At 69.1% G+C, this 26,252-nt stretch carries 24 protein-coding genes; 15 read left to right on the top strand and 9 right to left on the bottom strand.

Features of this window, described 5'->3' with window-relative positions:
* The 4 genes from rapZ (at nucleotide 1) to ptsP (ending at nucleotide 3,548) form a co-directional block, all read left to right on the top strand.
* Complete coding sequence (gene rapZ / locus LQ771_RS01730; protein ID WP_231350691.1) at nucleotides 1–906, top strand: RNase adapter RapZ; 906 nt, start codon at nucleotides 1–3, stop codon at nucleotides 904–906.
* A 148-nt stretch (nucleotides 907–1,054) separates the two neighbouring features.
* Nucleotides 1,055–1,447: a PTS sugar transporter subunit IIA gene (locus LQ771_RS01725; protein ID WP_231350690.1), complete on the top strand. Its 393-nt coding sequence runs from the start codon at nucleotides 1,055–1,057 to the stop codon at nucleotides 1,445–1,447.
* Nucleotides 1,440–1,709, top strand: coding sequence for an HPr family phosphocarrier protein (locus LQ771_RS01720; RefSeq protein WP_231350689.1), 270 nt, complete (start codon nucleotides 1,440–1,442; stop codon nucleotides 1,707–1,709). Before LQ771_RS01725 ends, LQ771_RS01720 begins: the two co-directional genes overlap by 8 nt.
* A gap of 108 nt (nucleotides 1,710–1,817) precedes the next feature.
* Nucleotides 1,818–3,548, top strand: coding sequence for a phosphoenolpyruvate--protein phosphotransferase (gene ptsP, locus LQ771_RS01715; protein ID WP_231350688.1), 1,731 nt, complete (start codon nucleotides 1,818–1,820; stop codon nucleotides 3,546–3,548).
* 52 nt (nucleotides 3,549–3,600) lie between these two features.
* Here the strand turns inward: ptsP and ssb are convergent, their stop codons facing one another.
* The 3 genes from ssb to LQ771_RS01700 all read right to left on the bottom strand — a co-directional run bounded on the left by ssb (nucleotide 3,601) and on the right by LQ771_RS01700 (nucleotide 6,645).
* On the bottom strand, nucleotides 3,601–4,134 hold the full coding sequence (ssb, locus tag LQ771_RS01710; protein WP_231350687.1) for a single-stranded DNA-binding protein: 534 nt from the start codon (nucleotides 4,132–4,134) through the stop codon (nucleotides 3,601–3,603).
* 241 nt (nucleotides 4,135–4,375) lie between these two features.
* Nucleotides 4,376–5,353 (bottom strand): DedA family protein/thiosulfate sulfurtransferase GlpE, encoded by a 978-nt coding sequence (locus LQ771_RS01705; protein ID WP_231350686.1) that lies wholly within the window; start codon nucleotides 5,351–5,353, stop codon nucleotides 4,376–4,378.
* Nucleotides 5,354–5,445: 92 nt separating this feature from the next.
* Nucleotides 5,446–6,645 (bottom strand): MFS transporter, encoded by a 1,200-nt coding sequence (locus LQ771_RS01700; RefSeq protein ID WP_231351825.1) that lies wholly within the window; start codon nucleotides 6,643–6,645, stop codon nucleotides 5,446–5,448.
* Between the two features lie 133 nt (nucleotides 6,646–6,778).
* Between LQ771_RS01700 and LQ771_RS01695 the strand changes: the two genes are divergently transcribed.
* Nucleotides 6,779–7,780: a polyprenyl synthetase family protein gene (locus tag LQ771_RS01695; RefSeq protein WP_231350685.1), complete on the top strand. Its 1,002-nt coding sequence runs from the start codon at nucleotides 6,779–6,781 to the stop codon at nucleotides 7,778–7,780.
* Nucleotides 7,781–7,904: 124 nt separating this feature from the next.
* Here LQ771_RS01695 and LQ771_RS01690 read toward each other — a convergent pair whose 3' ends face one another.
* From LQ771_RS01690 to ubiH, 3 genes are all read right to left on the bottom strand, one after another.
* Entirely contained in the window at nucleotides 7,905–8,693 is a 789-nt protein-coding gene (locus LQ771_RS01690) for a dienelactone hydrolase family protein (RefSeq protein ID WP_231350684.1), read from the bottom strand.
* 78 nt (nucleotides 8,694–8,771) lie between these two features.
* On the bottom strand, nucleotides 8,772–9,989 hold the full coding sequence (locus tag LQ771_RS01685) for a UbiH/UbiF/VisC/COQ6 family ubiquinone biosynthesis hydroxylase (RefSeq protein ID WP_255674234.1): 1,218 nt from the start codon (nucleotides 9,987–9,989) through the stop codon (nucleotides 8,772–8,774).
* Nucleotides 9,986–11,206, bottom strand: coding sequence for a 2-octaprenyl-6-methoxyphenyl hydroxylase (gene ubiH, locus LQ771_RS01680; RefSeq protein WP_231350683.1), 1,221 nt, complete (start codon nucleotides 11,204–11,206; stop codon nucleotides 9,986–9,988). Before ubiH ends, LQ771_RS01685 begins: the two co-directional genes overlap by 4 nt.
* Before the next feature lie 109 nt (nucleotides 11,207–11,315).
* Here ubiH and LQ771_RS01675 point away from each other — a divergent pair, with 109 nt between their 5' ends.
* The 9 genes from LQ771_RS01675 to LQ771_RS01635 all read left to right on the top strand — a co-directional run bounded on the left by LQ771_RS01675 (nucleotide 11,316) and on the right by LQ771_RS01635 (nucleotide 20,577).
* Nucleotides 11,316–11,915, top strand: coding sequence for a hypothetical protein (locus LQ771_RS01675; RefSeq protein ID WP_231350682.1), 600 nt, complete (start codon nucleotides 11,316–11,318; stop codon nucleotides 11,913–11,915).
* On the top strand, nucleotides 11,915–12,475 hold the full coding sequence (locus LQ771_RS01670) for a cob(I)yrinic acid a,c-diamide adenosyltransferase (protein ID WP_231350681.1): 561 nt from the start codon (nucleotides 11,915–11,917) through the stop codon (nucleotides 12,473–12,475). Before LQ771_RS01675 ends, LQ771_RS01670 begins: the two co-directional genes overlap by 1 nt.
* Before the next feature lie 12 nt (nucleotides 12,476–12,487).
* On the top strand, nucleotides 12,488–13,405 hold the full coding sequence (locus LQ771_RS01665; protein WP_231351823.1) for a histone deacetylase family protein: 918 nt from the start codon (nucleotides 12,488–12,490) through the stop codon (nucleotides 13,403–13,405).
* Between the two features lie 163 nt (nucleotides 13,406–13,568).
* Nucleotides 13,569–15,968: an LPS-assembly protein LptD gene (locus LQ771_RS01660; RefSeq protein ID WP_231350680.1), complete on the top strand. Its 2,400-nt coding sequence runs from the start codon at nucleotides 13,569–13,571 to the stop codon at nucleotides 15,966–15,968.
* 118 nt (nucleotides 15,969–16,086) lie between these two features.
* On the top strand, nucleotides 16,087–17,433 hold the full coding sequence (locus LQ771_RS01655; RefSeq protein WP_231350679.1) for a peptidylprolyl isomerase: 1,347 nt from the start codon (nucleotides 16,087–16,089) through the stop codon (nucleotides 17,431–17,433).
* An 8-nt stretch (nucleotides 17,434–17,441) separates the two neighbouring features.
* Nucleotides 17,442–18,434 (top strand): 4-hydroxythreonine-4-phosphate dehydrogenase PdxA, encoded by a 993-nt coding sequence (gene pdxA, locus LQ771_RS01650; RefSeq protein ID WP_231350678.1) that lies wholly within the window; start codon nucleotides 17,442–17,444, stop codon nucleotides 18,432–18,434.
* Nucleotides 18,435–18,459: 25 nt separating this feature from the next.
* Nucleotides 18,460–19,242, top strand: a complete 783-nt coding sequence (gene rsmA / locus LQ771_RS01645; protein ID WP_231350677.1) for a 16S rRNA (adenine(1518)-N(6)/adenine(1519)-N(6))-dimethyltransferase RsmA — start codon at nucleotides 18,460–18,462, stop codon at nucleotides 19,240–19,242.
* Between the two features lie 47 nt (nucleotides 19,243–19,289).
* Nucleotides 19,290–19,673 carry a Co2+/Mg2+ efflux protein ApaG gene (gene apaG, locus LQ771_RS01640; protein ID WP_231350676.1) on the top strand — a complete coding sequence of 128 codons (384 nt, stop codon included), beginning with the start codon at nucleotides 19,290–19,292 and terminating at the stop codon, nucleotides 19,671–19,673.
* 52 nt (nucleotides 19,674–19,725) lie between these two features.
* The gene (locus LQ771_RS01635; protein WP_231350675.1) at nucleotides 19,726–20,577 is read left to right on the top strand and encodes a symmetrical bis(5'-nucleosyl)-tetraphosphatase; all 852 of its coding nucleotides are present in this window, start codon (nucleotides 19,726–19,728) and stop codon (nucleotides 20,575–20,577) included.
* A gap of 138 nt (nucleotides 20,578–20,715) precedes the next feature.
* Here LQ771_RS01635 and secA read toward each other — a convergent pair whose 3' ends face one another.
* Nucleotides 20,716–23,433 carry a preprotein translocase subunit SecA gene (secA, locus tag LQ771_RS01630; RefSeq protein ID WP_231350674.1) on the bottom strand — a complete coding sequence of 906 codons (2,718 nt, stop codon included), beginning with the start codon at nucleotides 23,431–23,433 and terminating at the stop codon, nucleotides 20,716–20,718.
* A 207-nt stretch (nucleotides 23,434–23,640) separates the two neighbouring features.
* Nucleotides 23,641–24,570, bottom strand: coding sequence for a M23 family metallopeptidase (locus LQ771_RS01625; protein WP_231350673.1), 930 nt, complete (start codon nucleotides 24,568–24,570; stop codon nucleotides 23,641–23,643).
* A 30-nt stretch (nucleotides 24,571–24,600) separates the two neighbouring features.
* On the opposite strand from LQ771_RS01625, the gene LQ771_RS01620 reads away from it, so the two are divergent.
* Nucleotides 24,601–25,080, top strand: coding sequence for a DciA family protein (locus tag LQ771_RS01620; protein WP_231350672.1), 480 nt, complete (start codon nucleotides 24,601–24,603; stop codon nucleotides 25,078–25,080).
* Nucleotides 25,081–25,302: 222 nt separating this feature from the next.
* Here the strand turns inward: LQ771_RS01620 and lpxC are convergent, their stop codons facing one another.
* Nucleotides 25,303–26,217 carry a UDP-3-O-acyl-N-acetylglucosamine deacetylase gene (gene lpxC, locus LQ771_RS01615; RefSeq protein WP_231350671.1) on the bottom strand — a complete coding sequence of 305 codons (915 nt, stop codon included), beginning with the start codon at nucleotides 26,215–26,217 and terminating at the stop codon, nucleotides 25,303–25,305.
* Between the last annotated feature and the right edge of the window lie 35 nt (nucleotides 26,218–26,252).

The following is a 26,252-nucleotide window of genomic DNA, read 5'->3' as shown; positions in this document are numbered from 1 at the left end:
ATGACTAGCAACGATCACGCGCCCTCCGCCGGCCTCAACGATGCCAACGCCGTGCACCTGGTGGTGCTGACCGGCATGTCCGGCGGCGGCAAGACGGTCGCGCTGCGCGCGCTGGAGGACCTGGAGTTCTACTGCGTGGACAACCTGCCCAGCGGTCTGCTGCCGCAACTGGTGCAGTCGGTGAGACAGGACGGCGGCGGCCGGCGGCGGCGCATCGCTGTCGGCGTGGACGTGCGCAACCGCGGCGAGGACTTCGAACACATGCCGCTGGTGCTCTCCGAGCTGGCGGCGGCTGGCGTGCACGTGCATCTGGTGTTCCTCGATTGCCGCGATGAAGTGCTGATCAAGCGCTACTCGGAAACCCGCCGGCGGCACCCGCTGGCGCTGCGCGGCGTTTCGCTGGCCGATGCGATCGCCGAGGAACGCCGCCTGCTGCGCCCGCTGATCGGCATCGCCGAGAAGGTGATCGATTCGAGCGACCTCAACGTGCATCAGCTGCGCCGGCTGATCGCTACCGGCTACGCGGCGGCGACCGAGGGCCTCACGCTGATGTTCCAGTCCTTCGCCTTCCGTCGTGGCCTGCCGCTGGACTCGGATTTCGTATTCGATGCGCGTTGCCTGCCCAATCCCCACTGGCAACCGAAGCTGCGTCCGCTCTCGGGCAAGGACGCGCCGGTCCGCGAGTTCTTGGAGACCGAGCCGATGGTGGGCGAATACTTCACCGACACCGTGCGCTGGCTGGATGCCTGGCTGCCGCGCTTCGAGCAGGATGACCGCAGCTACGTCACCATCTCGGTCGGCTGCACGGGCGGGCGGCACCGCTCGGTGTACCTGGTCGAGCGCCTGGCCGCACACTATCGGGCCAGGCGCGAAGGTGTCCTGACCTTCCATCGCGAACTCGAATGAATACGCCCGCACCACGCACCCGCAGGAGCGCCGCTGGGCGCGACCGTCATGCCGCGCCCGCGCAGGCATTCCGGCACGCCATGGCGACCCGGCCGCGCGCAAGGGCGCTCCTGCGGCAGGCCGGCGATGCCGCGTGCGGAGCGCGCCCATGAGCGTCGGTGTCCTCCTGATGACGCACGAGGCGGTCGGCAAGGCGCTGATCTCCGCCGCGCACCACGTCATGCCCAAGCTTCCGCTCAAGGTCGACGCGGTCGAGGTGCCGGCGCACGCCGACCCTGACGTCATGCGCACGCTCACCGCCCACCATGCCCGCGAACTGGACCAGGGCGATGGCGTACTGGTGCTCGCGGACCTGTACGGCGCCACGCCTTGCAACATCGGCCTTTCGCTCACGGCGCTGGGAGTACGTTTGCGTTGTGTGTCCGGGCTCAACTTGCCGATGCTGCTGCGCGTGCTCAACTACGCCGAGAAACCGCTGGACGAACTGGCACAGGTGGCCGCCCATGGTGGCCGCGGGGGAATCTTCATCGACCATGCTTGAACAGGATCTCGTCGTTTCCAACAAGCTGGGCCTGCACGCACGCGCCTCGGCCAAGCTGGTGCAACTGGTGCAGGGCTTCAAGTCCACCGTGTGGCTGGTCAGCAAAGGGCGCGAGGTCAACGCGCAAAGCATCATGGGCGTGATGATGCTCTCGGCCGGCCTGGGCACCCCGCTCACCGTGCGCGCCGAGGGTCCCGACGAAGCGCAAGCGCTCGCCAGCGTCGTGGCACTGTTCGAGCGCAAGTTCGACGAGGGGGCGTGAGATGCCGGGATTGGGGATTGGGGATTCGGGATTCGCAAGAGCGCCCTGCGCGAGCTGGCGTCCCCGCGCTTTTTCGAATCCCGATCCCGGCTCCAAGGACGCCGCCCGATGAGACAACTGCTGCCCGGCACCGCCGCCTCCAAGGGCATGGCCCTGGGCCGTGCGCGCCTGGTGCAGCCAAGCCGCTACCTGGTCGACACCCGCCCGCTGGCCGAGGACGAAGTCGAGGGTGAACTGGAAAACCTGCACCGCGCACTCGACACCGCGCGCCAGGAATTGCACGAGCTGCGCGGCCGCCTGCATGGTGCGCTGGCGCGCGAGGTCAACGAGTTCATCGACGCGCACAGCCTGCTGCTGGACGACAGGGAACTGCTGCGCGGCCTGGACGACCTGGTCCGCATCGGCCACTACCGCGCCGGCGTGGCGCTGAAGAAGCAGCGCGACCGCCTGGCCCAGGTGTTCGAGGCCATGGACGATCCCTACCTGCGCAGCCGCCGCGAGGACGTCGACCAGGTCATCAACCGGGTGATCTCCGCGCTGCAGCGCCAGACCAGCCGCGAGGAGCGCAAGCTCGCCGCGCGCGTGGGCGAGATCCTGGTCGCCGACACGATCGCGCCGGCGGACATGGCGCACCTGGTCGGCAACGGGCTGCTCGGCGTGGTGGCAAGTTCCGGCAGCGCCTACTCGCACAGCGCGATCCTGGCGCGCAGCCTGGACCTGCCGATGCTGGTGGGCACGCGCGACGCGCTCGCGACCATCCACGACGAGGACCTGATCCTGCTCGACGCGGAACGCGGCGAGACCATCGTCCACCCGACCGCCCAGGACCTGGCCCGCTACCGCGCCTGGCAGCGCGAGCTCGCGGCCGAGGGGCGGCGCCTGGCCAAGCTCGCCAATGCGCCCACGCGCACCCGCGACGGCATGCCGGTGAAGCTGTTCGCCAACGCCGAAACCGCCGCCGACATCGCCATGGCCCGCGCCCGCGGCGCCGACGGCGTGGGCCTGTATCGCACGGAGTTCCTGTTCCTGAAGCACAAGGGCCTGCCCTCCGAGGACGAACAGTTCAACGCCTACCGCGACCTGGTGCTGGGCATGGGCGGCCTGCCGGTGACCATCCGCACGCTGGACCTCGGTGCCGACAAGGCCGACGCCGCGGGCCTGGCGCTGCGCGGCGAGGACAACCCGGCGCTGGGGGTGCGTGGCGTGCGCCTGTCGCTGCGCTACCCGGCCGTGTTCACCACGCAGATCCGCGCGATCCTGCGCGCCGCCTGCTACGGCCCGGTGCGCGTGCTGGTGCCGATGGTCACCCAGCCGGACGAATTGATCGCCGTGCGCACGCTGTTCAAGCTCGCGCGCCAGGACCTCAAACGCGAGAACATCGACCTGCCGGAGAAACTGCCGCTCGGCGCCATGATCGAAGTGCCCGCCGCCGCGCTCAACGTGCGCGCGTTGCTGGAACACGCCGACTTTCTCGCCATCGGCACCAACGACCTGGCGCAATACGTGCTCGCCGCCGACCGCGGCAACGACGGCCTGGAAAACATCTACAACCCGCTGCAGCCGGCACTGCTGCGCCTGATCGCCTACGTCATCGCCGCCGGTCGGCGTGCCAACAAGCCGGTGAGCCTGTGCGGCGAAATCGGCGGCGACGTCAGCTTCACCGCCCTGCTGCTCGCGCTGGGCCTGTGCGAATACAGCATGCACCCCAGCCAGATCCTGCACGTGCGCGACCGCCTGGCGACCCTCGACCACGCCGCGCTGCGACGCGAGGCACCGCGCCTGCTCCGTGCCCACACGCACGAAGAGGTCGAGGCGTTGCTGTCACAACTGGCCGGCTGAACGAAAAGGCCCGCCTCGCAGCGGGCCTCTTGCAGACGCGCGACGACGTTTTTCAGAACGGAATGTCGTCATCGTCGAAGCCGCCGCTGCTCTCGGCCGGCGCAGGGGCATTCTGGCGCGGGGCGTTGCCGTGGTCGTTGCCGCCACGGGACTGGCCGCCGCCGTAGCCGCCGCCCTGGCGCTGGCCGCCGCCCTGCGGGCGCTCGCGAAACCCGCCACCGCCACCGCCACCGCCGCCACCTTCACCGCCCATACCGCCGAGCATCTGCATGTCGTTGGCGATGATGTCGGTGGAGTACTTCTCCACGCCGCTCTTGTCGGTGTACTTGTCGGTGCGCAACGAGCCCTCGATGTAGACCTGCCGGCCCTTCTTCAGGTACTCGCCGGCGATCTCCGCCAGCTTGCCGAACAGCTTCACGCGGTGCCACTCGGTGCGCTCCTGGCGCTCGCCGGACTGCTTGTCGGTCCACTGCTCGGAGGTGGCCACGCTGAGGCTGCACACGGCGGTGCCGCCGCCGGTGTAGCGCACCTCCGGATCGGCGCCCAGATTGCCGACGATGATGACCTTGTTGATGCCGCGTGCCATGGGATGTCCTCGCTGTGCTGGCGGCCGGCGCGCGCGCCCGCCTCGTCAAGAGATTCCCGCCGGCGGGCCGACGGGGCGACCCCTATCATACCGAGCATCCCTTTCCCGCGCGCCGGGGCGGCGTACGTGCTCGCCGCCCCGTTCTGGCGGAAGCACCCTCATCCGTGCGTGGGCAGGTACCCCGCCCGACAGGCCGGCAACCGCGACGCCCCCGGGCAGCGTCGACCGGAAAGGGGGCCGATCACGTCGCTGGCGACGTTGCCGAAGTCGCCGGCACCTCCACCTGCGCCCGCTCGATCGCGTACCCGCCCGCTACCCACGCTTCCAGCCCGCCGCGCAGCGGGCGCACCTGGCGGTAGCCCTGCATCTTGAGCCACTGGGCGGCGCGGGCGGCGGAGACTTCGTTGGGGCAGTTGCAGTACAGCACCAGTTCGCGCTCATGCGGCACCCCGGCCAGCACCGTGTCCAGGGCGGATGGATCGAAGACGATCGCGCCGGGAATCGAGCGGTCGTCGAGTCCGCGCGAACCGGCGGCGCGCACGTCGAGTACCAGTGGCGGCCGCTCCGAACGCAACGCCTGCGCCAGCTCGTCCACCTCGATCCGGGCCATGCCCAGCGCCACCAGCAGCCGGCGCCGCTGCGACCATTTCAAGAGGATGTAGGCAGCCAGCAGTACGACCAGCAGCCCGGCCGCCAGCGTGCCGGTGCCCTCGAACATGCCCAGGACGCGTTCCAGTTCGTCGGCGAAGACGAAGCCCAGCGCAGCCGCCGTACCCGCCCAGAGCAGCGAGCCGAATGCATCGAACAGCAGGAACAATCGTGGCTTGAGCCCCATGGCACCGACCAGCGGCGGCGCCACCGTCGACAGCCCCGGCACGAACTTGGCCACCAGCAACACCGGAGCGCGCCAGCGCTGGAAGCGCAGTTCCGATTGCCTGACGCAGGAATCGGGTGACAGCGAGACGCGGCACAACGTGCGCATCACGCCGGCGCCGTAGCGCCGCCCGGCGGCATACCAGGCGAAATCGCTGATCAGGCATGCGGCCAGGGCCGCCATCAGCACGCCCCACAACGGCAGCTTGCCGACGGCGGCCAGCGTGCCGGCCACCACCAGCGTGGGCACGGCCGGCAGCGGCAGCCCGGCCTGCGCGACAAGCACGTTGAGGAAGACCAGCAGCAGGCCGTATTGGGCGATCAGCGCGACGATCTGGTGGGCCACGGACAGGCTCGCGTGCAGTGGTGTCGCCGCAAATGGGGGCAGCACCCGGACAGCACAATCCCTGACCCCGGCCGGGGGATGCCGCCCGGGCGTCAGGCCGCCTGCCCGGCCGCGCTGCGCGCGGCAATGCGACGGGCGCCGAACGCCACCAGCGGCAGCCACAGCAGTGTGGTGGCCGCCGCACAGAAGAACACCCCGCTCACCCCCAGCCGCCCCAGTGCGATGCCACCGATGGCGCCGCCGACGAAGGCGCCGATGAACTGGCTGGTCGAATACGCACCCATCGCCGCGCCGCGCAGGTGCGCCGGGGCGAGCCGTGAGACCAGGCTCGGCAACGCCGCTTCCAGCAGGTTGAAGGCCGAGAAGAACGCCGCCGCCGATACGCCCAGCAACGCCAGGTGCCCGCCCGCCTGGGCAAAGCCCAGTAGCGAAAGCCCGATCGCCGCCACGCAGACGAGCACGATGCGCAGGCTCTGGCCGATCTCCTTCATGCGGTGCAGCGCCGCGCCCATCACCAGGGCGGCGATCGCCATCACCGGCAGGTACAGCTCCCAGTGCCGCTCCACCGGCAGGTGCAGCCGTTCGGCCAGCAGCAGCGGCAGGCCGACGAAACTCGCCGTCAGCAGCAGATGCAGGAAGAACACCGAGCCATTGAGCACCAGCAGGCGGCCGTCGCGCAGCATCCCCAGCACGCCGGCCAGGCTCGCCGCCGCGGGTGCCTTCGCGCGTTCGGGCGTGGGCACGATCAGCCACAGCAGCACCAGCGAAGCCATCGCCAGCACCGAGGTTGCGCCGAACAGGCCGGCCAGGCCGGCCACGGCCTCCAGCGGCGGCCCGAGGACCAGGGCCAACAGGAAGGCCACGCCGATCGACACGCCGATGATGCCCATGACCTTGCCGCGCTGATCCTCGCGGGTCAGGTCCGCGGCCAGCGCGGTGCCGGCGCCGGCCACCGCGCCCATGCCCTGCAGCGCGCGGCCGGCCACGATGCCCATCAAGGTATGCGACATCGCCGCCACCAGACCGCCCACGGCAAAGATAAGCAGCCCGATGGTGATCGCCGGCTTGCGCCCGATCCGGTCGGACAGCAGGCCCAGCGGAATCTGCAGCAATACCTGGCCCAGCCCGTACACGCCCAGGGCCAGGCCGATCAGCAGGCCGCTCGCGTCGGGCATCTGCTTCGCGTAGAGCGAGAACACCGGCATGATCAGGAACAGCCCGAACAGGCGCAGGCTGATGACGCAGGCCAGGGTCAGCGCACTGCGGCGCTCGAGGGGCGAGAGCTTGCTCACCGGGAGGGGCACGGGCGGGAAGTCATCCGTCCATTATAGGGACCGCGCCTCACCACCGATTGCGGCGCCATGTCGCGCCGCCGCACGCGTCGGCGCTGGCCCTATAATCGCCCGTCTTGCCCACCCGGACGCCATGCAACCGATGCCTGCCGACGCCAGCCGAACCGCCGACTTTGCCGCCGTGCGCACCCTGGCCGCCACCGACATGCAGCGCGTGGACACGTTGATCCGTGCGCGGCTGGCCTCCGACGTGGTGCTGATCAACCAGATCGCCGACCACATCATCGCCGGCGGCGGCAAGCGCCTGCGCCCGATGCTGCACGTGCTGGCCGCCGGCGCCGCCGGCTACGCGGGCGCGCAGCACATCAAGCTGGCCGCGGTGATCGAGTTCATCCACACCTCCACCCTGCTGCACGATGACGTGGTCGACGAGTCCGACCTGCGCCGTGGCCGCAAGACCGCCAACGCGCTGTGGGGCAACGCCGCGAGCGTCCTGGTTGGCGACTTCCTCTACTCGCGTTCGTTCCAGCTGATGGTCGAGCTGGACGACATGCGCGTGATGCGTATCCTGGCCGACACCACCAACACCATCGCCGAGGGCGAGGTGCTGCAGTTGCTCAACATCGGCAACGCCGACGTGGACGAGGCCGCCTACCTGGCGGTGATCGAGCGCAAGACCGCGGTGCTGTTCGCTGCCGCTACCGAGCTGGGTGGCCTGCTCGGCGGGCTGCCGGCCGAACAGGTGGCGGCCTTGCGCCGTTACGGCATGGAGCTGGGCTACGCCTTCCAGATCGCCGACGACCTGCTCGACTACACCGGTGACGCGGACACGCTGGGCAAGAACATCGGCGACGACCTGGCCGAGGGCAAGCCGACCTTGCCGTTGATCTACGCCCTGCAGCAGGCCACGGCCGACGAGACGGTGGCGATGCGCCAGGCGATCGAACATGGCGATCTTTCGGCACTGGACCGCGTGCTCGCCACGATCCGTCGCAGCGGCGCGCTGGAGCGCACGCACGAGCGTGCCGTGGCCCATGCCGAGGCCGCCCGTGCGGCGCTGGCCGTCCTGCCCGCCTCGCCCTATCTCCAGGCGCTGGACGCGCTGGCCGCCTACGCGGTCGAGCGCAGGGCCTGAGGACATCGCCTCACGGCCTTGCCGCAGGCTCGGCGGAACGTCGCAGGAGAGGCGCCGGCCCGCCGCCCTCGCGGACGGGCCGGCGGGCTGGAGCCCTTCCGGCGTGGGACGTCAGCCCTGGCGACTACGGCCGATGGGCGAAGGCCGCGTCCAGCCAGTCCTGCATCATGCGGTAGCTGCGCGCGGCCGCGCGGGCGTCGTACTTGCAGCCGGTCGAGTTCTCGCCGGTCTCGGTGAAGCAGTGCACCGCGTTGCCGAGCACCACGAACTGCCAGTCGGCATCGCTGGCGCGCATCTCGTCCATGAACGCATCGGCGTCGGGCATGGTGCCCCTGTCGTCGGCGCCGTTCATGACCAGCACGCGCGCCTTGAAATGATCCGGAAGCGCGGGCTTGCCGGCCTCCAGGGCGCCGTGGAACGACACCACCGCGGCCACGTCGGCGCCGCTACGGGCCAGGTCCAGCACCGCCGAACCACCGAAGCAGAAACCGATCGCGGCAAGCTTGCCGACGTCCAGCGGCGCCGTGCCGGCCTGCGCCTTCAGCTGCGCCAGGGCGGTATTGATGCGATGGCGCATCAGCGCGCGATCGGCGTAGAGCGGCTGGACCGCGGCCTTGGCCGCGTCGTCGTCGGTCGGGCGCACGTCCCGGCCGTACATGTCGGTCAGCAGGACCACGTACTGCTTGCCGGCGATCATCTCGGCCTTCCTGATCGCCTGGTCGTTGATGCCGTACCAGTTGGGCACCATCACCAGGCCGGGGCGCTTGGCGGTGACGGCCTCGTCGTATACCAGCACGCTGTGGAAGCGGATGCCGCCGTCGGTCCATTCCACCGGGCGATGCACCATCTTCGCCTGGGTGGCCAGGGTGGTGAACGAGAACAACAATACGCAACAGCAGCGAAGCAGGCGCATGGCGTTTCCTCCGGAAGTGGGCCGCATTGTATTCACCGCAGGCGCCGGAAATGCAGTAGGCAACGCCGCGGAGGATGCCTAGACGGAACGGCCCGCCGCATGCGCGGCGAGGCGGCGCTTGAGCGGCGCCAGCCGGTCGACCAGGCGCACGCCCAGCTCCCGCGCCGCGACCAGCGGTGGCGCCTGCCAGGCGTAGATGCGGCCCAATGCATCGAAGCTCCACGCGTCAAGCGTGTCGGCGCTGCGCCGGCGACGTGCGTAACGGCGAAGCACGTGCGGTGCGGCGATGTCCCGGCCGGCTTCACGCGCGGCCACCAGGGTGTCGCGCAGCTCGGCCACGTCGCGCAGGCCCAGATTCACACCCTGTCCGGCGAGGGGATGCACCGCGTGTGCCGCATCGCCCAGCAGCACCAGACGCTCGGCCTGGTAACGGTCGGCCAGTTGCAGCTTGAGCGGGAAGGCGGCGCGACGGGTGGTCCCGAGCACCGGCCCGAGGCGGAAGTCGCTCGCCACGCCGAGTTCGGCGCAGAAGGCGGTGTCGTCCAGCGCCAGCACGCGTTGCGCCTCGGCCTCAGGCAGCGACCAGACGATCGAGCTGCGCCCGTCGGCCAGTGGCAGCAGCGCCAGCGGCCCACCGGGCAGGAAGCGCTGCCACGCGGTGTGCTGGTGCGGGCGCTCGGTGGCGACATGCGCGACCACGCCGCGCTGGCCGTAGTCACGGCCGTGCGTATCCAGCCCCGCCAACTGGCGCAGCGGCGAGCCGGCGCCGTCCGCGGCGACCAGCAGGCGGGCCGGCAGGCTGCCTGTCTCGCCGGCGTCCAGTTGCAGCGTCACGCGATCCGCGCCCGCTTCGTAACCGGTGACCTGCGCCGGGCACAGCCGCTGCACGCCGGCCCCCTCCAGCGTCTGCCACAGCGTCCACTGCACCAGGTTGTTCTCCACGATCCAGCCCAGCCAGGCGCGGCCGTCGGCCGTGGCATCGAAGTCGACCGCGGCGCCGGTGTGCGCATCCCACACGTGCATCCGCGAATAGGACGCGGCGCGGCGATCGCGGATGGACGTCCAGACGCCGAGGTCGTCAAGCAGCGCAACCGACGAGGCCGCCAGCCCGACCACGCGCAGGTCGATCTCGTCCTCCGTGCGCCAGGGCATCGGCGGACGGGCTTCCAGCAGCGCGGTGGCGAAACCGGCACGGGCCAGTGCCAGCGCCGCGGCGGCACCGACCATGCCGCCGCCGACCACCGCCACGTCGAGCAGCGGCGCACGGCGGCGCGATTCGGGAAGCCGCGCGTTCACGGCGTGCGCTCCAGCACGGCCCGCGGCGGCTCGCCGCGGAAGCCCATGCCGCGCCGGAGCACCTCGTTCCGCAGCGGCGATGCGCGATCGCAGGCAAGCAGCGCCAGCGAGCGCAGCGGACCGAGCCAGGCCTGCGGCAGGCAGGCCAGCTGCACCAGGCCATGGCTCATCGCCATGGTGCCCTCGCGGTCGGGCGCGCGACGGGCAGCGTAGGCGGCAAGCAGGCGTTCGTCGCCCGGATCGTTGGTGGCCGCGACGAGTTCGGCCAGCGTCAGTGCATCCCGCAGGCCCAGGTTGAACCCCTGCGCGCCGATCGGATGAATGGTCTGCGTGGCATTGCCGACCAGCACCGCGCGCGGCGCGGTGAGGCGGCTGGCGGCCACGCGCTGGATCGCGTAGGGAAAGCGCCGGCCCGGACGGCTCAGACGACCCAGCCGCCAACCGACGCGTTGCTGGGCCAGCGCCAGATATGCCGTGTCATCCATCGCGGCCACCGCCGCGGCCTGCGCCTCCGGCACGGTGAGCACCAGGCCGCAGCGGCGACCGGCCAACGGCAACAGGGCGACCGGCCCGTCGTCGCTGAATCGCTCGTAGGCGCGATGGCCGTGCTCGCGCTCGGGAGTGACCGTGCAGACGAACAGCGTCTGCCGGTAATCGTGCGTTTCGGCGGTGATCCCCAACCGCTCGCGCACGAAAGAAGTCGTGCCGTCGGCGCCGACCAGCAGCGGCGCATCGATCTGGCGCAGGCCTTCGGCCGTCCGTACCTGTGCGCGCCAGCCTCCGGGCAGCGGCTCGATCCCCTCCAGTGTGGCCGGAGCGAGCCGTTGCAGGCGCGTGCAGTCCTCCAGGCGACGCAGCAGCGCCGCGCCCAGTTCGCGCGCCGGCAGCGTCCAGCCCAGCGCGTCGACGCCCGCGTCGCGGGCCTGGAGCCGCACGCTGCCGAAATCGCCGGCGCGGCTGACGTGGATATGTCTGATCGCCGTGGCGCCCTCGCGCGCGTGCGCCCACACGCCGATCGCTTCGAGTCCGTTTACGGTTGCGCGGGCAAGCGCCAGGTTGCGTTCGTCGTAGCTCGGTTGCGCATCCGCGCGCGGGGCGGCGGCCTCGACCAACAGCGCGTCGACGCCGGCGGCATCCAGCGCGATCGCCAGGCTGGCACCGACCAGGCCGCCGCCGACGATCAGCACAGGCCCGCGTGAGTGGATGGGAAAAGTCATGCGCGGATGATACGGCCGAACACGCGGGCGTCGCATGACCCGGACGGGCTTGGGCTAGACTAGGCGTCTGCCTTCATCCTTTCACGCCGCCTGCATACGGAGCACCTTCATGACTACGACGCGGACCCAGCGCCTCGGCATTTTCCTGGCACTCGCCCTGGTGATGGGCATCACCCGCGGCGCGGTGCGCGCCTACCATTTCGAGGCGTTCCCGGACGCGTCCTGGGGCGTTTTCTTCCTGGCCGGTTTCTGGCTGCGCGGCGCGGGGCGTTGGGCCTTCCCGCTGCTGATGGCCGAGGCGGTGCTGGTCGACTACCTGGTGATCACCGGCCAGGGCCTCGACTTCTGGAGCCACTACTGCGTGTCGCCGGCCTACTGGTTCCTGATCGCCGCCTACGGCGCCCTGTGGATGGGCGGCAGCTGGTTGGCCCGCCGCCAGGCCGGCCTGAAGCTTTCCACCGCGGGCCTCGCCGTGGCCGCGCTGCTGGTCAGCGAGGCGGTCTGCTTCGTGGTCTCCAACGGCAGCTTCTACTGGCTGAGCGACAGCGTGCCGGCGCCGCGCAGCATGGCCGCCTGGTTCGAGAACATGGGCGACTGGTACCTGCCGTTCCTGCAGGTGACCGCGCTGTACGTCGGCCTGGGTGCGGCAGTGCACGTGCTGGTGACCCAGCTGACCCGCGCGCTGGCGCACGAAGGCACGGCACACTGATGGGCAACCGCCTGTCGAAGATCTATACGCGCACGGGCGACGACGGCAGCACCGGCCTGGGCGACGGTTCGCGGGTACCGAAGGATTCGGCCCGGGTGGCCGCCTATGGCACGGTGGACGAACTCAACAGCACCATCGGCATGGTGCTCGCCTGCGCCGACGTACCGCCCGAAGTGCGCGAAACGCTGACCCAGGTCCAGCATGAGCTGTTCGACCTGGGCGGCGAGCTGTGCATCCCCGGCATGGCGATGGTGCAGGACGCGGACATCACGCGGCTGGAATCCGTACTGGACAGCTTCAACGAACCGCTGCCGCCGTTGAAGGAGTTCATCCTGCCCGGCGGCGGCATGGCGGCGGCCTGCTGCCACCTGGCGCGTACGGTGTGCCGCCGCGCCGAGCGTGAGGTCATCACGCTGGCCCGCGAGGAAACCGTGCGCCCGCAGGCGCAGCGCTACCTCAACCGGTTGTCGGACCTGCTGTTCGTGATCTGCCGCGTGCTTGCGCGTGCCGGCGGCCACGGCGAGGTGATCTGGCAGCACGAGCGCCGTCCGCGCGGCTGACCTCCTGCGATGCTGCGGCTCTACACCCATCCGGCCTGCCTGCAGCACGACCCCGGCCCCGGCCATCCTGAGTCTTCCGCCCGCCTGCATGCCGTGCTGGCGGCGCTGGACCGCGACCGCTTTGCCGCGCTGGATCGCATCGAGGCGCCGCGCGCCAGCACGGCGGCGCTCGAACGCGTGCACACTCCCGCGCACGTGGCGCGCATCCTTGGCAGCGCACCGTCCGACGGGCTGGTTCGCCTCGACGAAGATACCCTGATGTCCCCCACCTCGGCGGAGGCCGCCTTGCGCGCCGCCGGTGCCGTGGCGGCCGCCGTCGATGCGGTGCTCAACGAACGGGCCAGCCGCGCGTTCTGCGCCGTACGCCCGCCCGGACACCACGCCACGGCCGGCCAGGCGATGGGCTTCTGCCTGTTCAACAACATCGCCGTCGGCGCGGCGCACGCGCTGGCCGAACATGGCCTGGAGCGCGTGGCGATCGCCGACTTCGACGTGCACCACGGCAACGGCACGCAGGACGTCTTCGCGCGCGAGCCGCGGGTGCTGTTCGTCTCCAGCCACCAGTGGCCGCTCTACCCCGGCAGTGGCGGCGCGGACGAAACGGGCGTGGGCAACGTGCTCAACGTGCCTCTGCCGCCGGACACAGACTCGATGACGTTCCGGCGCGTCTGGGAGGACCGACTGTTGCCGCGGCTGGATGCCTTCCGTCCACAGCTTCTGCTGGTCTCGGCGGGCTTCGACGCCCACCGCGCCGATCCACTCGCGCAGCTGCAACTGGATGCCGACGACTATGCCTGGTTGACCACGCGGCTGGTGGACATCGCCCGCCTGCATGCGGCCGGCCGCCTGGTTTCGACCCTGGAAGGCGGCTACCACCTCGATGCCCTGGCCGCCAGCGCCGCCGCGCACGTTGAGGCGTTGATGGCCTGAACGGAGCGGCTCGGCGGATGGGGCGCGCCTGCCCGCGCAACACGGTGGGCGGAGGCCGCCACGCCGCGTCTCCTGCCGGCCAGGTACCCTTTCTGCTAGTTTTACGCGTCCTGAAGAACGCCGACAGCCCACCGTGACGCCAAGCCACACGATCCCGCGCGCCTTGCCTCCACGCCGCCTGTTGGCGGTCGCCGCCGCCCTTGCCCTGTGCGGTGGCCCGGTCGAAGCGCGAACCGCGGTGCCCGAGGCTGCGGCGCCGGCCGCGCCCGCCGGCACCAGCACCGCCGGCGTATCGAGCTGCCCGCTGGGTGCGTTCCACTGTCCGCCGCGCCCGGAAAGCTTTGCCTTGTGCCGCCCCAACGCGCTGCTGGAGTTCTACGACCCGACGCTGCCGCACGACGCCGCGCTGCGCGAAACCTCCGACACGGTCGTCGACGCCGCCCACGTGGACAGCTCCGACCAGGCCGTCTACCGCCTTTCGGGCGACGTGCGCATCGAGCGTGCCGACCAGCTGCTGCGGGGCGACCGGATCGACTACAACAACACCACCACCGACTACGACGCGCGGGGCAACGTGCGCTACCAGGAGGCCGGCCAGCTGCTCAGCGCCGACCGCCTGCGCGGCAACACCCAGGCCAACCGCGGGGTGGCCGAGAACGTGCGATACCAGTTGCTGCAATCGCGCGGCAACGGCACCGCCGCCCGCGGCGAACTGCTCGATGCCCAGCGCAGCAGCTACAACCTGGTGAGCTATTCCACCTGCGACGTCGGTCATCACCTGTGGGAAGTGCGCGCCAGACGCCTGGAAATCGACAAGGCGACCGGCGTCGGCAAGGCGCACGGGGCGACCATGCGCTTCGCGGACGTGCCGTTTCTCTACCTGCCCTACTTCACCTTCCCGGTCGACGACCGACGCAAGAGTGGCTTCCTGTACCCGACCTTCGGCAGTTCGAACCGGTCGGGCGCGATGTTCGCGATCCCCTATTACCTGAACCTCGCGCCCAACTACGACGCCACGCTCGAACCGCGCATCTATACCCAGCGCGGCACCCTGCTGGCGGGCGAGTTCCGGTATCTGCTGCCCGGAACGCGCGGCCAGCTCAACTTCGAATACCTGCCCAACGACCACGGCGACAACCGCTCCGATACCCAACCGACCAACGGCACCGACCGCTGGCTGCTCAAGTACGGCGATATCACGCACCTGTGGGGACCGTGGTCGTTCAACACCAGCATCAACCGCACGTCCGACCGCAGCTACCTGCGCGACTTCGGCAACGACCTGTATACCTCCTCGATCGGCACGCTCGCCTCGAATGCCTATGTGCTCGGACACGGCAACTGGTGGAACGCCTCCTTCGGCGCTGACAGCTATCAGAACGTCGACCCCTACCTGCCCGACACCGTGGTGCAGTACAAGCGCTGGCCACGCGCCACGCTCGGGCTCGACGTGCCGCTCACCCACTGGCTCAACTTCGGCGCCCGTACCGAGGCGGTGGCGTTCCGCAAGGACGACGTGATCGAAGGCAACCGCCTCGACGTCTATCCCTACCTGGCTGCGGACTTCCGTGGCGCCGCCTGGTTCGTGCGCCCGAAACTGGCCTACCGCTACACCGCCTACCAGCTCGATGCCAACTACGCCAACTACGGCTTCCAGGGGCCGCTGACCGGTACGCAGGCCTCGCCTTTCGACGACCGCACGCCCAGCCGCGCCTTGCCGATCGCCAGCCTGGACACCGGCCTGATCTTCGAGCGCCCGACCTCGCTGTTCGGCACCTCCTACACGCAGACGCTAGAGCCGCGGCTGTACTACCTGTACGTGCCCTACCGCGACCAGGACGACCTGCCGCTGTTCGATACGCGGCGCATGTCGTTCGACTACTGGCAGCTGTTCTCGCCCAACCAGTTCTCCGGCGCCGACCGCCAGATGAACGCCAACAACCTCACCGCCGCGCTCACCACGCGCCTGCTGGACGACGAGGGCGTGGAACGGCTGTCGGCCAGTATCGGCCAGATCCATTACTTCTCGCCGCAGCGGGTACAGCTGCCCGACGGCGCCACCACCACCGCCGCGCCGAGCGACTGGACACGTTCGGACTACGTGGCCGAACTGGGTGTCCAGTTGAACGATCGCTGGCGCCTCACCAGCGCCTACCAATGGAGCCCGAACTCCCGGCAGACCGACCTGGGCACGCTCGGCCTACAGCGGCGCATCGGAACGGAGGGGCTCGTCAACTTCTCCTACCGCTACCGGCGGAATTTCCTGGAGCAGTACGACGCGTCGGCCATCTACCCGATCTCCGAGCGCTGGCGCCTGCTCGGGCGCTGGGTCTACTCGGTGCGCGACCGCCGCACGGTCGAAGCGCTCGCCGGCGTGGAATACGACAGTTGCTGCGTGGCGGTGCGGGTGGTCGGACGCCATTACGTGATCGCCAGCGGACCCATCACCGAGCGTGGCCGAACCAACAATGCGCTCATGTTCGAGCTGGTTTTCAAGGGTCTTGGCGCCTTCAACGGCCAGACTGAGGACGTCCTGCGGCGTGGTATTCTGGGCTATCAGTGACGGCCGGGCCGCGAACTTTCCGCCGCCGTTGCGATCCACGGTTGTCGACCGGCACGACCGGACCCAAAGGCACCGCCCCTCCAACCATCGCCGCGCAGGCGATTGAAGGTTCCGACCGATGAAGCATCCCACCGCGCTGCTCCTCCTCGCGCTCGCCGCAGCCACCGCCCTGCCCGTCCAGGCCCAGCTGCTGCCGCAGGCCGACGCCACGACGTCGGGCACGCAGCCGCTCGACCGCATCATTGCGGTGGTCGACGACAACGTGATCCTGCAGAGCGAGCTGGATGACGCCGTGCGCTCGGTGAGGCAGCAGTACGCCAGCACCCCCGACCGGCTGCCACCGGAGGACGTACTCAAGCGACAGGTGCTCGATCGCCTGATCCTGATGAAGCTGCAGGTCGCCAAGGCCGGTGAGCAGGGTATCCGGGTTTCCAGCTCGGACGTCGACCAGGCAGTGGCCACCGTCGCGCAGCAGAACCGCATGAGTCCCGAACAGCTGCAGCAGGCGGTCGAACAGAGCGGTCAGAGCTTTGCAGATTTCCGCAGCCAGCTGGCCGACCAGATCATGGTCCAGCGCCTGCGCGAGAGCGTGGTGCGCGACTCGGTCACGATCACCGACAGCGAAATCAACAACCTCCTCAACAGCCCGACCTACAAGGCCGGCGAAGTGCACCTGGCGCACATCCAGATCTCGATCCCGGCCGGCGGCACCGCGGAAGACATCCGCGCGGCACAGGCCAAGGCGCAGGAGGCGCTCGATGCAATCAAGGGCGGCATGGACTTCAACGCCGCGGCGATCCGCTACTCCGACGCCCAGGACGCGCTGGAGGGCGGCGACCTCGGCTGGCGCAAGATGGACGAGATCCCGCCGGCCTTCGCCGACACCATCGCCGGCATGAAGCCCGGCCAGGTCAGCGCGGCGCTGCGCGGCCCGACCGGCTTCCACATCCTCAAGCTGGTCGACCAGCGCGAGCCCAGCCGCCAGGTGGTCACCGAGTACCACGCCCGCCAGATCCTGATCCGCCCGAGCGAGCTGGTGACGCCCGAGCAGGCGCAGCAGAAGGCGCAGGACCTGTACAACCGCATCGTCAACAAGCACGAGGACTTCGCCAAGCTGGCGAAGGAGAACTCCAAGGACCCGACCACCGCCAACGCCGGCGGCGACATGGGCTGGTTCCAGCGTGACCAGTGGGGTAGCACGATCGCCCAGCAGCTTTCGCAACTGAAGGATGGCGAGGTCTCGCGGCCGTTCCAGAGCGAAGCCGGCTGGCACATCGTGCAGCTGGAAGGCACGCGCAAGAGCGACGTGACGGAGGAGAGCGAGCGCAACCAGGCGCGCCAGGCGATCGGTAACCGCAAGGCCGAGCAGGCCTACGAGGACTTCCTGCGCCAGATTCGCGCCGATGCCTACGTCAATATCCTGGTGCCGGAACTGAAGGATCCGGACGCGCGGGACAAGAGCTGAGTCGTGCCGTGAACGCCGGCCTGCCGCGACTGGCGCTGACCGCCGGGGAGCCGGCCGGCGTCGGTCCCGAACTGCTGGTCCGGCTCGCATCGACACCGCTTGCGGCCGGACTCGTCGCGATCACCGACCGCGACCTGTTGAGCCGCGCCGCGGCCCGCTGCGGCGTGCCACTGGAGCTGCACGAGGACGACGGCCAGCCGCATGCGCACGTGCCAGGCAGCCTGCGCGTCCAGCATGTGCCGTTGGTGGTGGAGGAGCGTCCGGGCAAGCCCGACCCGCGCAATGCCCGCCACATCCTGACCACGCTGGCGGAGGCTGCGGACGGCTGCCTCGCGGGCAACTACGCGGCCGTGGTCACCGCGCCCCTGCAGAAGGCCTCGATCAACGACGCCGGCATCCCCTTCAGCGGCCATACCGAGTTTTTCGCGCAACGCGCGGGCACCGACGTGGTGATGATGCTGGCCAGCCCGGAACTGCGCGTGGCGCTGGCCACCACGCACATGCCGCTGCACGCGGTGCCCGCGGCGATCACCGCCGAATCGCTGGAGCGCACGTTGCGCATCGTGCACGGCGAGCTCAAGGCCAGGTTCGGCCTGGGCGATCCGCGTATCGCGGTGCTCGGCCTCAATCCGCATGCCGGCGAAGGCGGCCACCTCGGCCGTGAGGAAATCGAGGTGATCGAGCCCACGCTGGCGAAGTTGCGTGCGCAGGGCATGCACCTGCTCGGCCCGCTGCCGGCGGACACCGCTTTCGTGCCGGCCCAGCGCGGGCGCTACGACGCCGTGCTGGCGATGTATCACGACCAGGCGCTGCCGGTGCTCAAGAGCGAAGCCTTCGATCGCACCGTCAACATCACCCTCGGCCTGCCGTTCATCCGCACCTCGGTCGACCACGGCACGGCGCTGGACCTTGCCGGAACCGGTCGCGCGGATCCGTCCAGCCTGATCGCGGCCGCGCGGATGGCGCTGGATCTGGCCGGCTGTCGCGGCTGGGTCGGCTGATGCCACAGGTTTGCGAGAAATCCGGATGAACGCCCGCCCCAAGAAAAGCTTCGGCCAGCACTTCCTGCACGAGAAGCGCTATATCGAGCGCATCGTCAGCGCGATTTCACCCAGGGCGGGCGACCGCGTCGTGGAGATCGGCCCGGGCGAAGGCGCACTTACCCTGCCGTTGCTGGCCGCCGCCGGCCGCCTCGTCGCGATCGAGCTGGACACCGACCTGATCCCCGCCCTGCAGGCGCGCGCGAGCACCGTCGGCACGCTGGAAATCGTCCATGCCGACGTACTCGAGGTGGACTTCACCGCGCTGGCGCAGCGCCTCGGTGTACCGCGCATACGCCTTGCCGGCAACCTGCCCTACTACATCTCCAGTCCGATCCTTTTCCATTGCGTGGACCACGCCTGCGCGATCGAGGACATGCACTTCATGTTGCAGAAGGAAGTGGTCGATCGCATGGCCGCGGAACCCGGCAGCAAGGTGTATGGCCGGCTGTCGGTGATGCTGCAACTGGCCTGTCGCGTCGAGCCGCTGTTCACCGTGCCGCCCGGCGCGTTCCGCCCGCCGCCGAAGGTCGATTCGGCGGTCGTGCGGCTGGTACCGCTGGCCGCGCACGAACGCCACGACGCCGATCCGCTGCGCCTGCACGCGATCGTCAAGGCGGCCTTCGCGCAGCGGCGCAAGACGCTGTCCAACGGGTTGAAGAACATGCTCGACAGTGCGGCGATCGCCAGCGCGGGGATCGACCCCAGGGCACGCGCAGAAACGCTTTCCCCCGGTGACTTCGTCCGACTGGCCAGGCTCCCGGCCTGAGCGTCGTCTACACGCGCAGGCCCGTGCGCAGGCCGTACAATCGGCCGATGAATCCCAAACCTTCCTACACGATCGACGTGCAGGTCGAAACCCGCTTCGTTCCCGACCAGTCCAAGCCGCACGACAACCGCTACGTGTTCGCCTACACCGTGACGCTGCACAACGCCGGCGACGTGCCCGCGCGCCTGCTCACCCGCCACTGGGTGATCACCGACGCGAACGGCAAGGTGGAAGAGGTACGCGGCGAAGGCGTGGTCGGCGACCAGCCGTGGATGCGACCAGGCGACCGTTACCAGTACAGCTCCGGCGCCGTGCTGGACACCGCCGTGGGCACGATGCGCGGCAGCTACGAGATGCTCGCCGACGACGGTACCCGCTTCGAGGCGCCGATCCCGCCGTTCACGCTGTCCATACCGCGCACCCTGCACTGATGGCACGCATTATCGAGGGTTCGCCTGCGATGGACCGGACGGACGAGTTCTGATGGCGACATATGCAATTGGCGACGTGCAAGGATGCTATCCGGAGCTCTCGCGCCTGCTCGACAAGTTGCGCTTCGACCCTTCGCGCGACCAGTTGTGGTTCTGCGGCGACCTGGTCAATCGCGGTGGCGAGTCGCTGCGGGTGCTGCGGCTGCTGCACGGCCTGCGCGAGAACGTCATCGCCACCCTGGGCAACCACGACCTGAGCCTGCTGGCGATTGCGCAGCGCAAGCCCGACGCCCAGTCGCGGGTCAACCCGGAGCTGCGCGAAGTGCTGTTCGCCGAAGACGCGCCGGTGCTGTTCGAGTGGCTGCGCAACCAGAAGCTGCTCCACTACGACGAGGCCCTGGGCTGGGGCATGGTGCACGCCGGGCTGGCGCCGTCGTGGACACTGCGCCAGGCTCTGCGCGCGGCGCAGGAAGTGGAGCGGGAACTGTCCAGCCCACGTCACCCGCGGCTGCTGCGCAACCTGTTCGGCAACCGTCCGGCGGCCTGGTCGAGCCGGCTGCAGGGGATCGAGCGTTTCCGCGCCACGATCAACACCATGACCCGGATGCGCTATTGCGACGTCAATGGCCGTATCGACTTCGAGGCCAAGGGGCCGCCCGGCTCGCAGAAGCCGGGGCTGTATCCGTGGTTCGCGGTGCCCGGCATGCGGCGGCGCGAGGTCAAGATGGTCTGCGGGCACTGGTCGGCGCTGGGCCGCTTCGCCGGGTTGGGCGTGTATGCGATCGACACCGGCTGTGTGTGGGGCGGCCAGCTGACCGCCCTGCGCGTGGACGAGGAGGAGCCGCAGTACGTCACGGTGAACGCGGAGCCTCATCGCAAGCGGCCATCCGGCGGCGAGGACTGACTTCCCTACCGGGAGAATCCGCAGCGGCCCGGTGCGTCTGCGGCGGGCACGGTGCAGGTCGCTCGGTGGAAGCGCATCGCCCGGGGAATGCTTCCACCGCCGGCGCGCCCAGGTCGGATCGGGCGCGCGGAACTGTCCTCAGGCCAGCTGGCCGTGGCAGTGCTTGTACTTCCTGCCCGAACCGCATGGACACGGATCGTTGCGACCGATCTTCGGGCCCTCGTGCTGCACGGTGCCGGGCGAGGCCGGCGGCGGGGCATCGTTGCCCAGCGCGTTGACCGGCGCGCCACCGCCACTGGCGAGCATCTGCTGCTGCAGGCGCGCGGCCAGGCGCTGCTGCTCGGCTTCCATTGCGGCGACCTCTTCCTCGCTGCGGATGCGTACGCGGGCGAGCATCTGCACCACTTCGGTCTTGATCCGGTTGAGCATCTCCGAGAACAGCTCGAACGACTCGCGCTTGAACGCCTGCTTGGGATCCTGCTGCGCATAGCCGCGCAGGTAGATGCCCTGGCGCAGGTAGTCCATGCTCGCCAGATGTTCCTTCCAGGCGTTGTCGACCACGCTCAGCATGATGTGCTTCTCGAGCTGGCGCATGGTTTCCGCGCCGATCTGCGCTTCCTTGTCCTTGAACGCCTGGTCCATCGCCTCGCGCACGTGGTCGCGGATCTGTGCGGCCTCCAGCTCATGCTGCTGCTCGACCCAGGCCTTCAGGCCGGTAGCGATGCCGAACTCGCTTTCCAGCGCGCGCTCGAGGCCCGCGATGTCCCACTGCTCGTCGATGCTGTCCGGCGGCACGTGGGCGTTGACGATCGACTCGACCACGTCCTCGCGGATGTCGGCGATGGTGGCCGAGACGTCCTCGCCTTCCAGCAACTCGTCGCGCTGGCGGTAGATCACCTTGCGCTGGTCGTTGGCGACGTCGTCGAACTCGAGCAGGTGCTTGCGGATGTCGAAGTTGTGCTGCTCGACCTTGCGCTGGGCCTTCTCGATCTGGCGGCTGATCATGCGCTCCTCGAGCGGATCGTCCTCCTTCATGCCGAAGCGCTTCATCCAGCGCACCAGGCCCTCGCCGCCGAAGATGCGCAGCAGGTTGTCCTCCAGCGCCAGGTAGAAGCGCGAGGAGCCCGGGTCGCCCTGGCGGCCGGAACGGCCGCGCAGCTGGTTGTCGATGCGGCGGGACTCATGCCGCTCGGTGCCGATGATGTGCAGGCCGCCGGCAGCCAGCACCTGCTCGTGGCGCTTCTTCCATTCGCTCTTGATGCGCTGGCGGTCGACCTCGGAGGCATCCTCCGGCAACGCGGCGAGCGCGACCTCCAAGCTGCCGCCGAGCACGATGTCGGTACCGCGACCGGCCATGTTGGTGGCGATGGTCACCGAACCCGGCGCGCCGGCCTGCGCCACGATGTGCGCCTCACGCTCGTGCTGCTTGGCATTGAGCACTTCATGCGGGACCTTGGCCTTGGTCAGCAACTCGGACAACAGCTCGGACACCTCGATCGAGGTGGTACCCACCAGCACCGGCTGGCCACGCTTGTGGCAGTCCTTGATGTCCTCGATCACCGCGCGGTACTTGGCCTGCTGGCTGAGAAACACGATGTCCAGGTTGTCCTTGCGGATCATCGGCTTATGGGTGGGGATCACCACCACTTCCAGGCCGTAGATGGTCTGGAACTCGTACGCCTCGGTATCGGCCGTGCCGGTCATGCCGGCCAGCTTCTTGTACATGCGGAACAGGTTCTGGAACGTCACGGTCGCCAGCGTCTGGTTCTCGCGCTGGATCGGCACGCCTTCCTTCGCCTCGACCGCCTGGTGCAGGCCATCCGACCAGCGACGGCCGGCGAGGGTGCGCCCGGTGAACTCGTCGACGATGATGACCTCGCCGTCGCGCACGATGTAGTCGACGTCGCGCTGGTAGATCGCGTTGGCGCGCAGGGCAGCGTTGAGATGGTGCACCACCGCCAGGTTGCGCGCGTCGTACAGGCCGGTTTCCGGATCGATCACGCCAGCCTTGCGCAGCAGGTCCTCGGCGTGCGCCATGCCCTCCTCGGACAGGTGCACCTGCTTCTGCTTCTCATCGACCCAGTAGTCGCCCGCGCCGTCCTCGGTCTCCTGCCGCTTCATCTGCGGCACGATGCGGTTGACCGCCAGATAAAGCTGCGGCGAGTCCTCGGCCGGGCCGGAGATGATCAGCGGCGTGCGCGCCTCGTCGATCAGGATCGAATCGACCTCGTCGACGATCGCGTAGTTGAGGCCGCGCTGGTAGCGCTGTTCCTTCGACAGCGCCATGTTGTCGCGCAGGTAGTCGAAGCCGAATTCATTGTTGGTGCCGTAGGTGATGTCCGCGCCGTAGGCGGCATGCTTGTCGCCATGGTCCATGCCGGGATAGACCACGCCCACCGACAGGCCCAGGAAGTTGTAGAGCTTGCCCATCTGAGCCGAGTCGCGGCGCGCCAGGTAGTCATTGACGGTGACCACGTGCACGCCCTTGCCTTCCAGGGCGTTGAGGTAGACCGGCAGTGTGCCGACCAGGGTCTTGCCCTCGCCGGTGCGCATCTCGGCGATCTTGCCCTGGTGCAGCACCATGCCGCCGATCATCTGCACGTCGTAGTGGCGCATGCCCAGCACGCGCTTGGCCGCCTCGCGCACCACGGCGAAGGCTTCGGGCAAGAGCCGGTCGAGCGTTTCGCCCTTGGCGACGCGTTCCTTGAACTCGGCGGTCTTGGCCTTGAGCGCCGCGTCATCCAGCTTCTCGAACTCCGGTTCCAGCGCGTTGATCCGCGCGACGGTCTTGGAAAGCTGGCGCAGCACCCGCTCGTTGCGGCTGCCGAAAAGGCTGGTCAGGGCACGATTGAACATCGATCTTCCGTCAGTGAAGGCTCAAGGCCCGCGGCGGCCGCGGGCGAAAGGAGACATGTTACTACAGCTGCTCCAGCTGGCCGGGATGGCGGCGTGAGGCGAAGGATTCAAGAGGCCGGCGCCGCGAAAGCAGGAAAGCCCGCCTGCGTGCGATGCCACCCCTTCCGGGGCGATGCATCGCACGCAGGCGGGCTTTCCCGGCCGGGTTTACCGGTGGCTCTTCACGTAGGCCAGCGGATTGACCACGCGGCCCTTGTACCAGACCTCGAAATGCACGTGCGGGCCGGTCGACCGTCCGGTGGAGCCCGCCTGCGAGACCACCTCGCCCACGTGCACGCGCTGGCCGGGGTGCACCAGCAGCTTGCTGTTGTGAGCGTAGCGGGTCATGTACCCGTTGCCGTGGTCGATCTCGACCACCTTGCCGTAACCGCTGCGCACGCCGGTGAAGGTGACCATGCCCTCGGCAACCGCGTGGACCGCCGAACCGAACGGCACCGCGATGTCCAGCCCGGTATGACGCGCGCTGTGACCATCGAACGGATCCGGCCGCACGCCGAAGTAGGACGAGATGTAGCCAGAGGCCGGCATGCCGGTCGGCTTGAGATTGGAGTCGATCTTGGCGTCGAGCAGCAGACTCTGCAGTGCGGACAGCTGTGCCTGCTGCACGTCGAACTGGCCGGCCAGCTGGTCGATGCTCCTGTCCAGCGTCGGCGGCAGGGCATAGGCACTGCCGGCAGTGTCTTCCAGACCACCCATCGCGGGCGGCTGGTCGAAATTGAACTCGTCCGGGTCGAGCTTGCCGACTTCGGTCAGGCGCTCGCCCAGCGCGTTGAGGCGGGTCGACTGCGCCTCCAGTTGTCCCAGCTTGACCGCCAGGGCGTCGAGCTCGCGCTGGGAGTCCTTGCGCACACCCGCCAGTTGCGTGTCCTGGTACCGGATCTGCTGCTTGAGCTGCCGGATCTCCGCCAGCGCGCGATCGCGGGGACTGGACACCGTCAGCGCCAACGCGGCGCCGAGCACGCCACACCCGATCACCGCCGCCATCGCCAGGCCCGCGAGCCGCCAGCGCAGGCGGCGCTGGCCGAGGTCGAAGGTCTTGGGCACTTTGCGGGAGCGGGATACGAGTATGATCTGCATTGCGTTTTTTCACTTCAAGATGACGGCACCATGCAGCGCGCCGATTCCTCCGCTTCCCGCCGCCCCGACCGTGGCCCCAAGCCGCTGGCCGAATGCGGTTCGTTCGCCTCGCTGGCCCGGAGGGCCGGTGAGCTGGATGCGTTGGATCGTGCCCTGCGCCAGACGCTGCCGACACCCTTGCGCGAGCAGGTGCGATTCGCCCACCTGCGCAACGGCCGCCTCGTCTTCCTGGCGTCCTCACCAGCCTGGGCGGCGCGCCTGCGCCTGATGCAGGCGCAGATACTCACCACCGCGCGTGCCATCGGCACGAGCGCCAGTTCGGTCACCGTGAAAGTGGCTCCCCCCCGACCCGTCGCAACTGAACCGGATCGGTCAAAACCGCTTTCGCCTGCCGCAGCCGTCCATCTCAAGGCCGCCGCAGCATCAATCACAGACCCGGAACTGAAGGGACTGTTCCTCGAGCTGGCGTCCATCGCCGAAACTGCTGAATTCCCGGTCGCCAAGGACTAACGTGGCGCGGGGCGCCGTGCCTTTGCGAAGTGCCCGTCGGGCACCGATTTCCCCCTTGCCACCCCACGGGCGGCAGAGGTTTTATAGCACGGTGGGACCGCAGGTACACTCCGGCATGTCGCCATAGCGTGAATCGCGGCGTGTATTGCCGATGGCCTGCGTCACAGAAACGACGAAGGCCGCCTCTTGCGGGGGCGGCCTTCGGGGCAGGCGGCAGGCGGATCAGATCGCCTGGGCGGGATGCGCGTAGGAGATCGGCGAAACGGCCGGATCGTCCTTGTAGACCACCTCTTCCCACGCGGCGGGGTCGGCGATCAGGGTACGCAGCAGCTTGTTGTTGAGCTCGTGGCCGGATTTGTGCGCATGGTAGGCGCCGATCAGGCTGTGGCCGAGCAGGTACAGGTCGCCGATCGCGTCCAGGATCTTGTGCTTGACGAACTCGTCCTCGTAGCGGAGGCCGTCCTCGTTCAGCACGCGGTAGTCGTCCAGCACCACGGCGTTGTCCATCGAGCCACCCAGCGCCAGGTTGTGCTCGCGCAGCATCTCGATGTCGCGCATGAAGCCGAACGTACGGGCGCGGCTGACTTCCTTGACGAAGGAGGTCGTGGAGAAGTCGATCTCGGCGCGCGAGGTGCGCTTGGAGATGATCGGGTGGTTGAACTCGATCGAGAAGCCGACCTTGAAGCCCTCGAACGGCTCGAAGCTGGCCCACTTGTCGCCTTCCTGCACCTTTATCGGCTTCTTGATGCGGATGAAGCGCTTGGCCTGGTTCTGCTCCTCGATACCGGCCGACTGGAGCAGGAACACGAAGGGACCGGCGCTGCCGTCCATGATCGGCACTTCCGGCGCCGACAGTTCCACGATCGCGTTGTCGATGCCCAGGCCGGCCATCGCCGAGAGCAGGTGCTCGACGGTGGAGACGCGCACGTCGCCCTTGACCAGGGTGGTGGACAGGCGGGTGTCGCCCACGCAATCGGGGCGCGCATGGATGTCGACCGGCGGATTGAGGTCCGTACGCCGGAACACGATGCCCGTGTTCGGCGCGGCGGGGCGCAAGGTCATGTAGACCTTGTCGCCGGTGTGCAGGCCGACGCCGGTCGCACGGATGATGTTCTTGAGCGTACGCTGCTTGATCATTTTTATAGGTACCAGTGTGGGCAGCAGCCAATCAG

It is taken from the genome of Frateuria soli, assembly GCF_021117385.1.
Classification (GTDB): domain Bacteria; phylum Pseudomonadota; class Gammaproteobacteria; order Xanthomonadales; family Rhodanobacteraceae; genus Frateuria_A; species Frateuria_A soli.
Note: the sequence above shows the minus strand (reverse complement) of the source record. Positions and strands in the feature narration are given on the sequence as shown.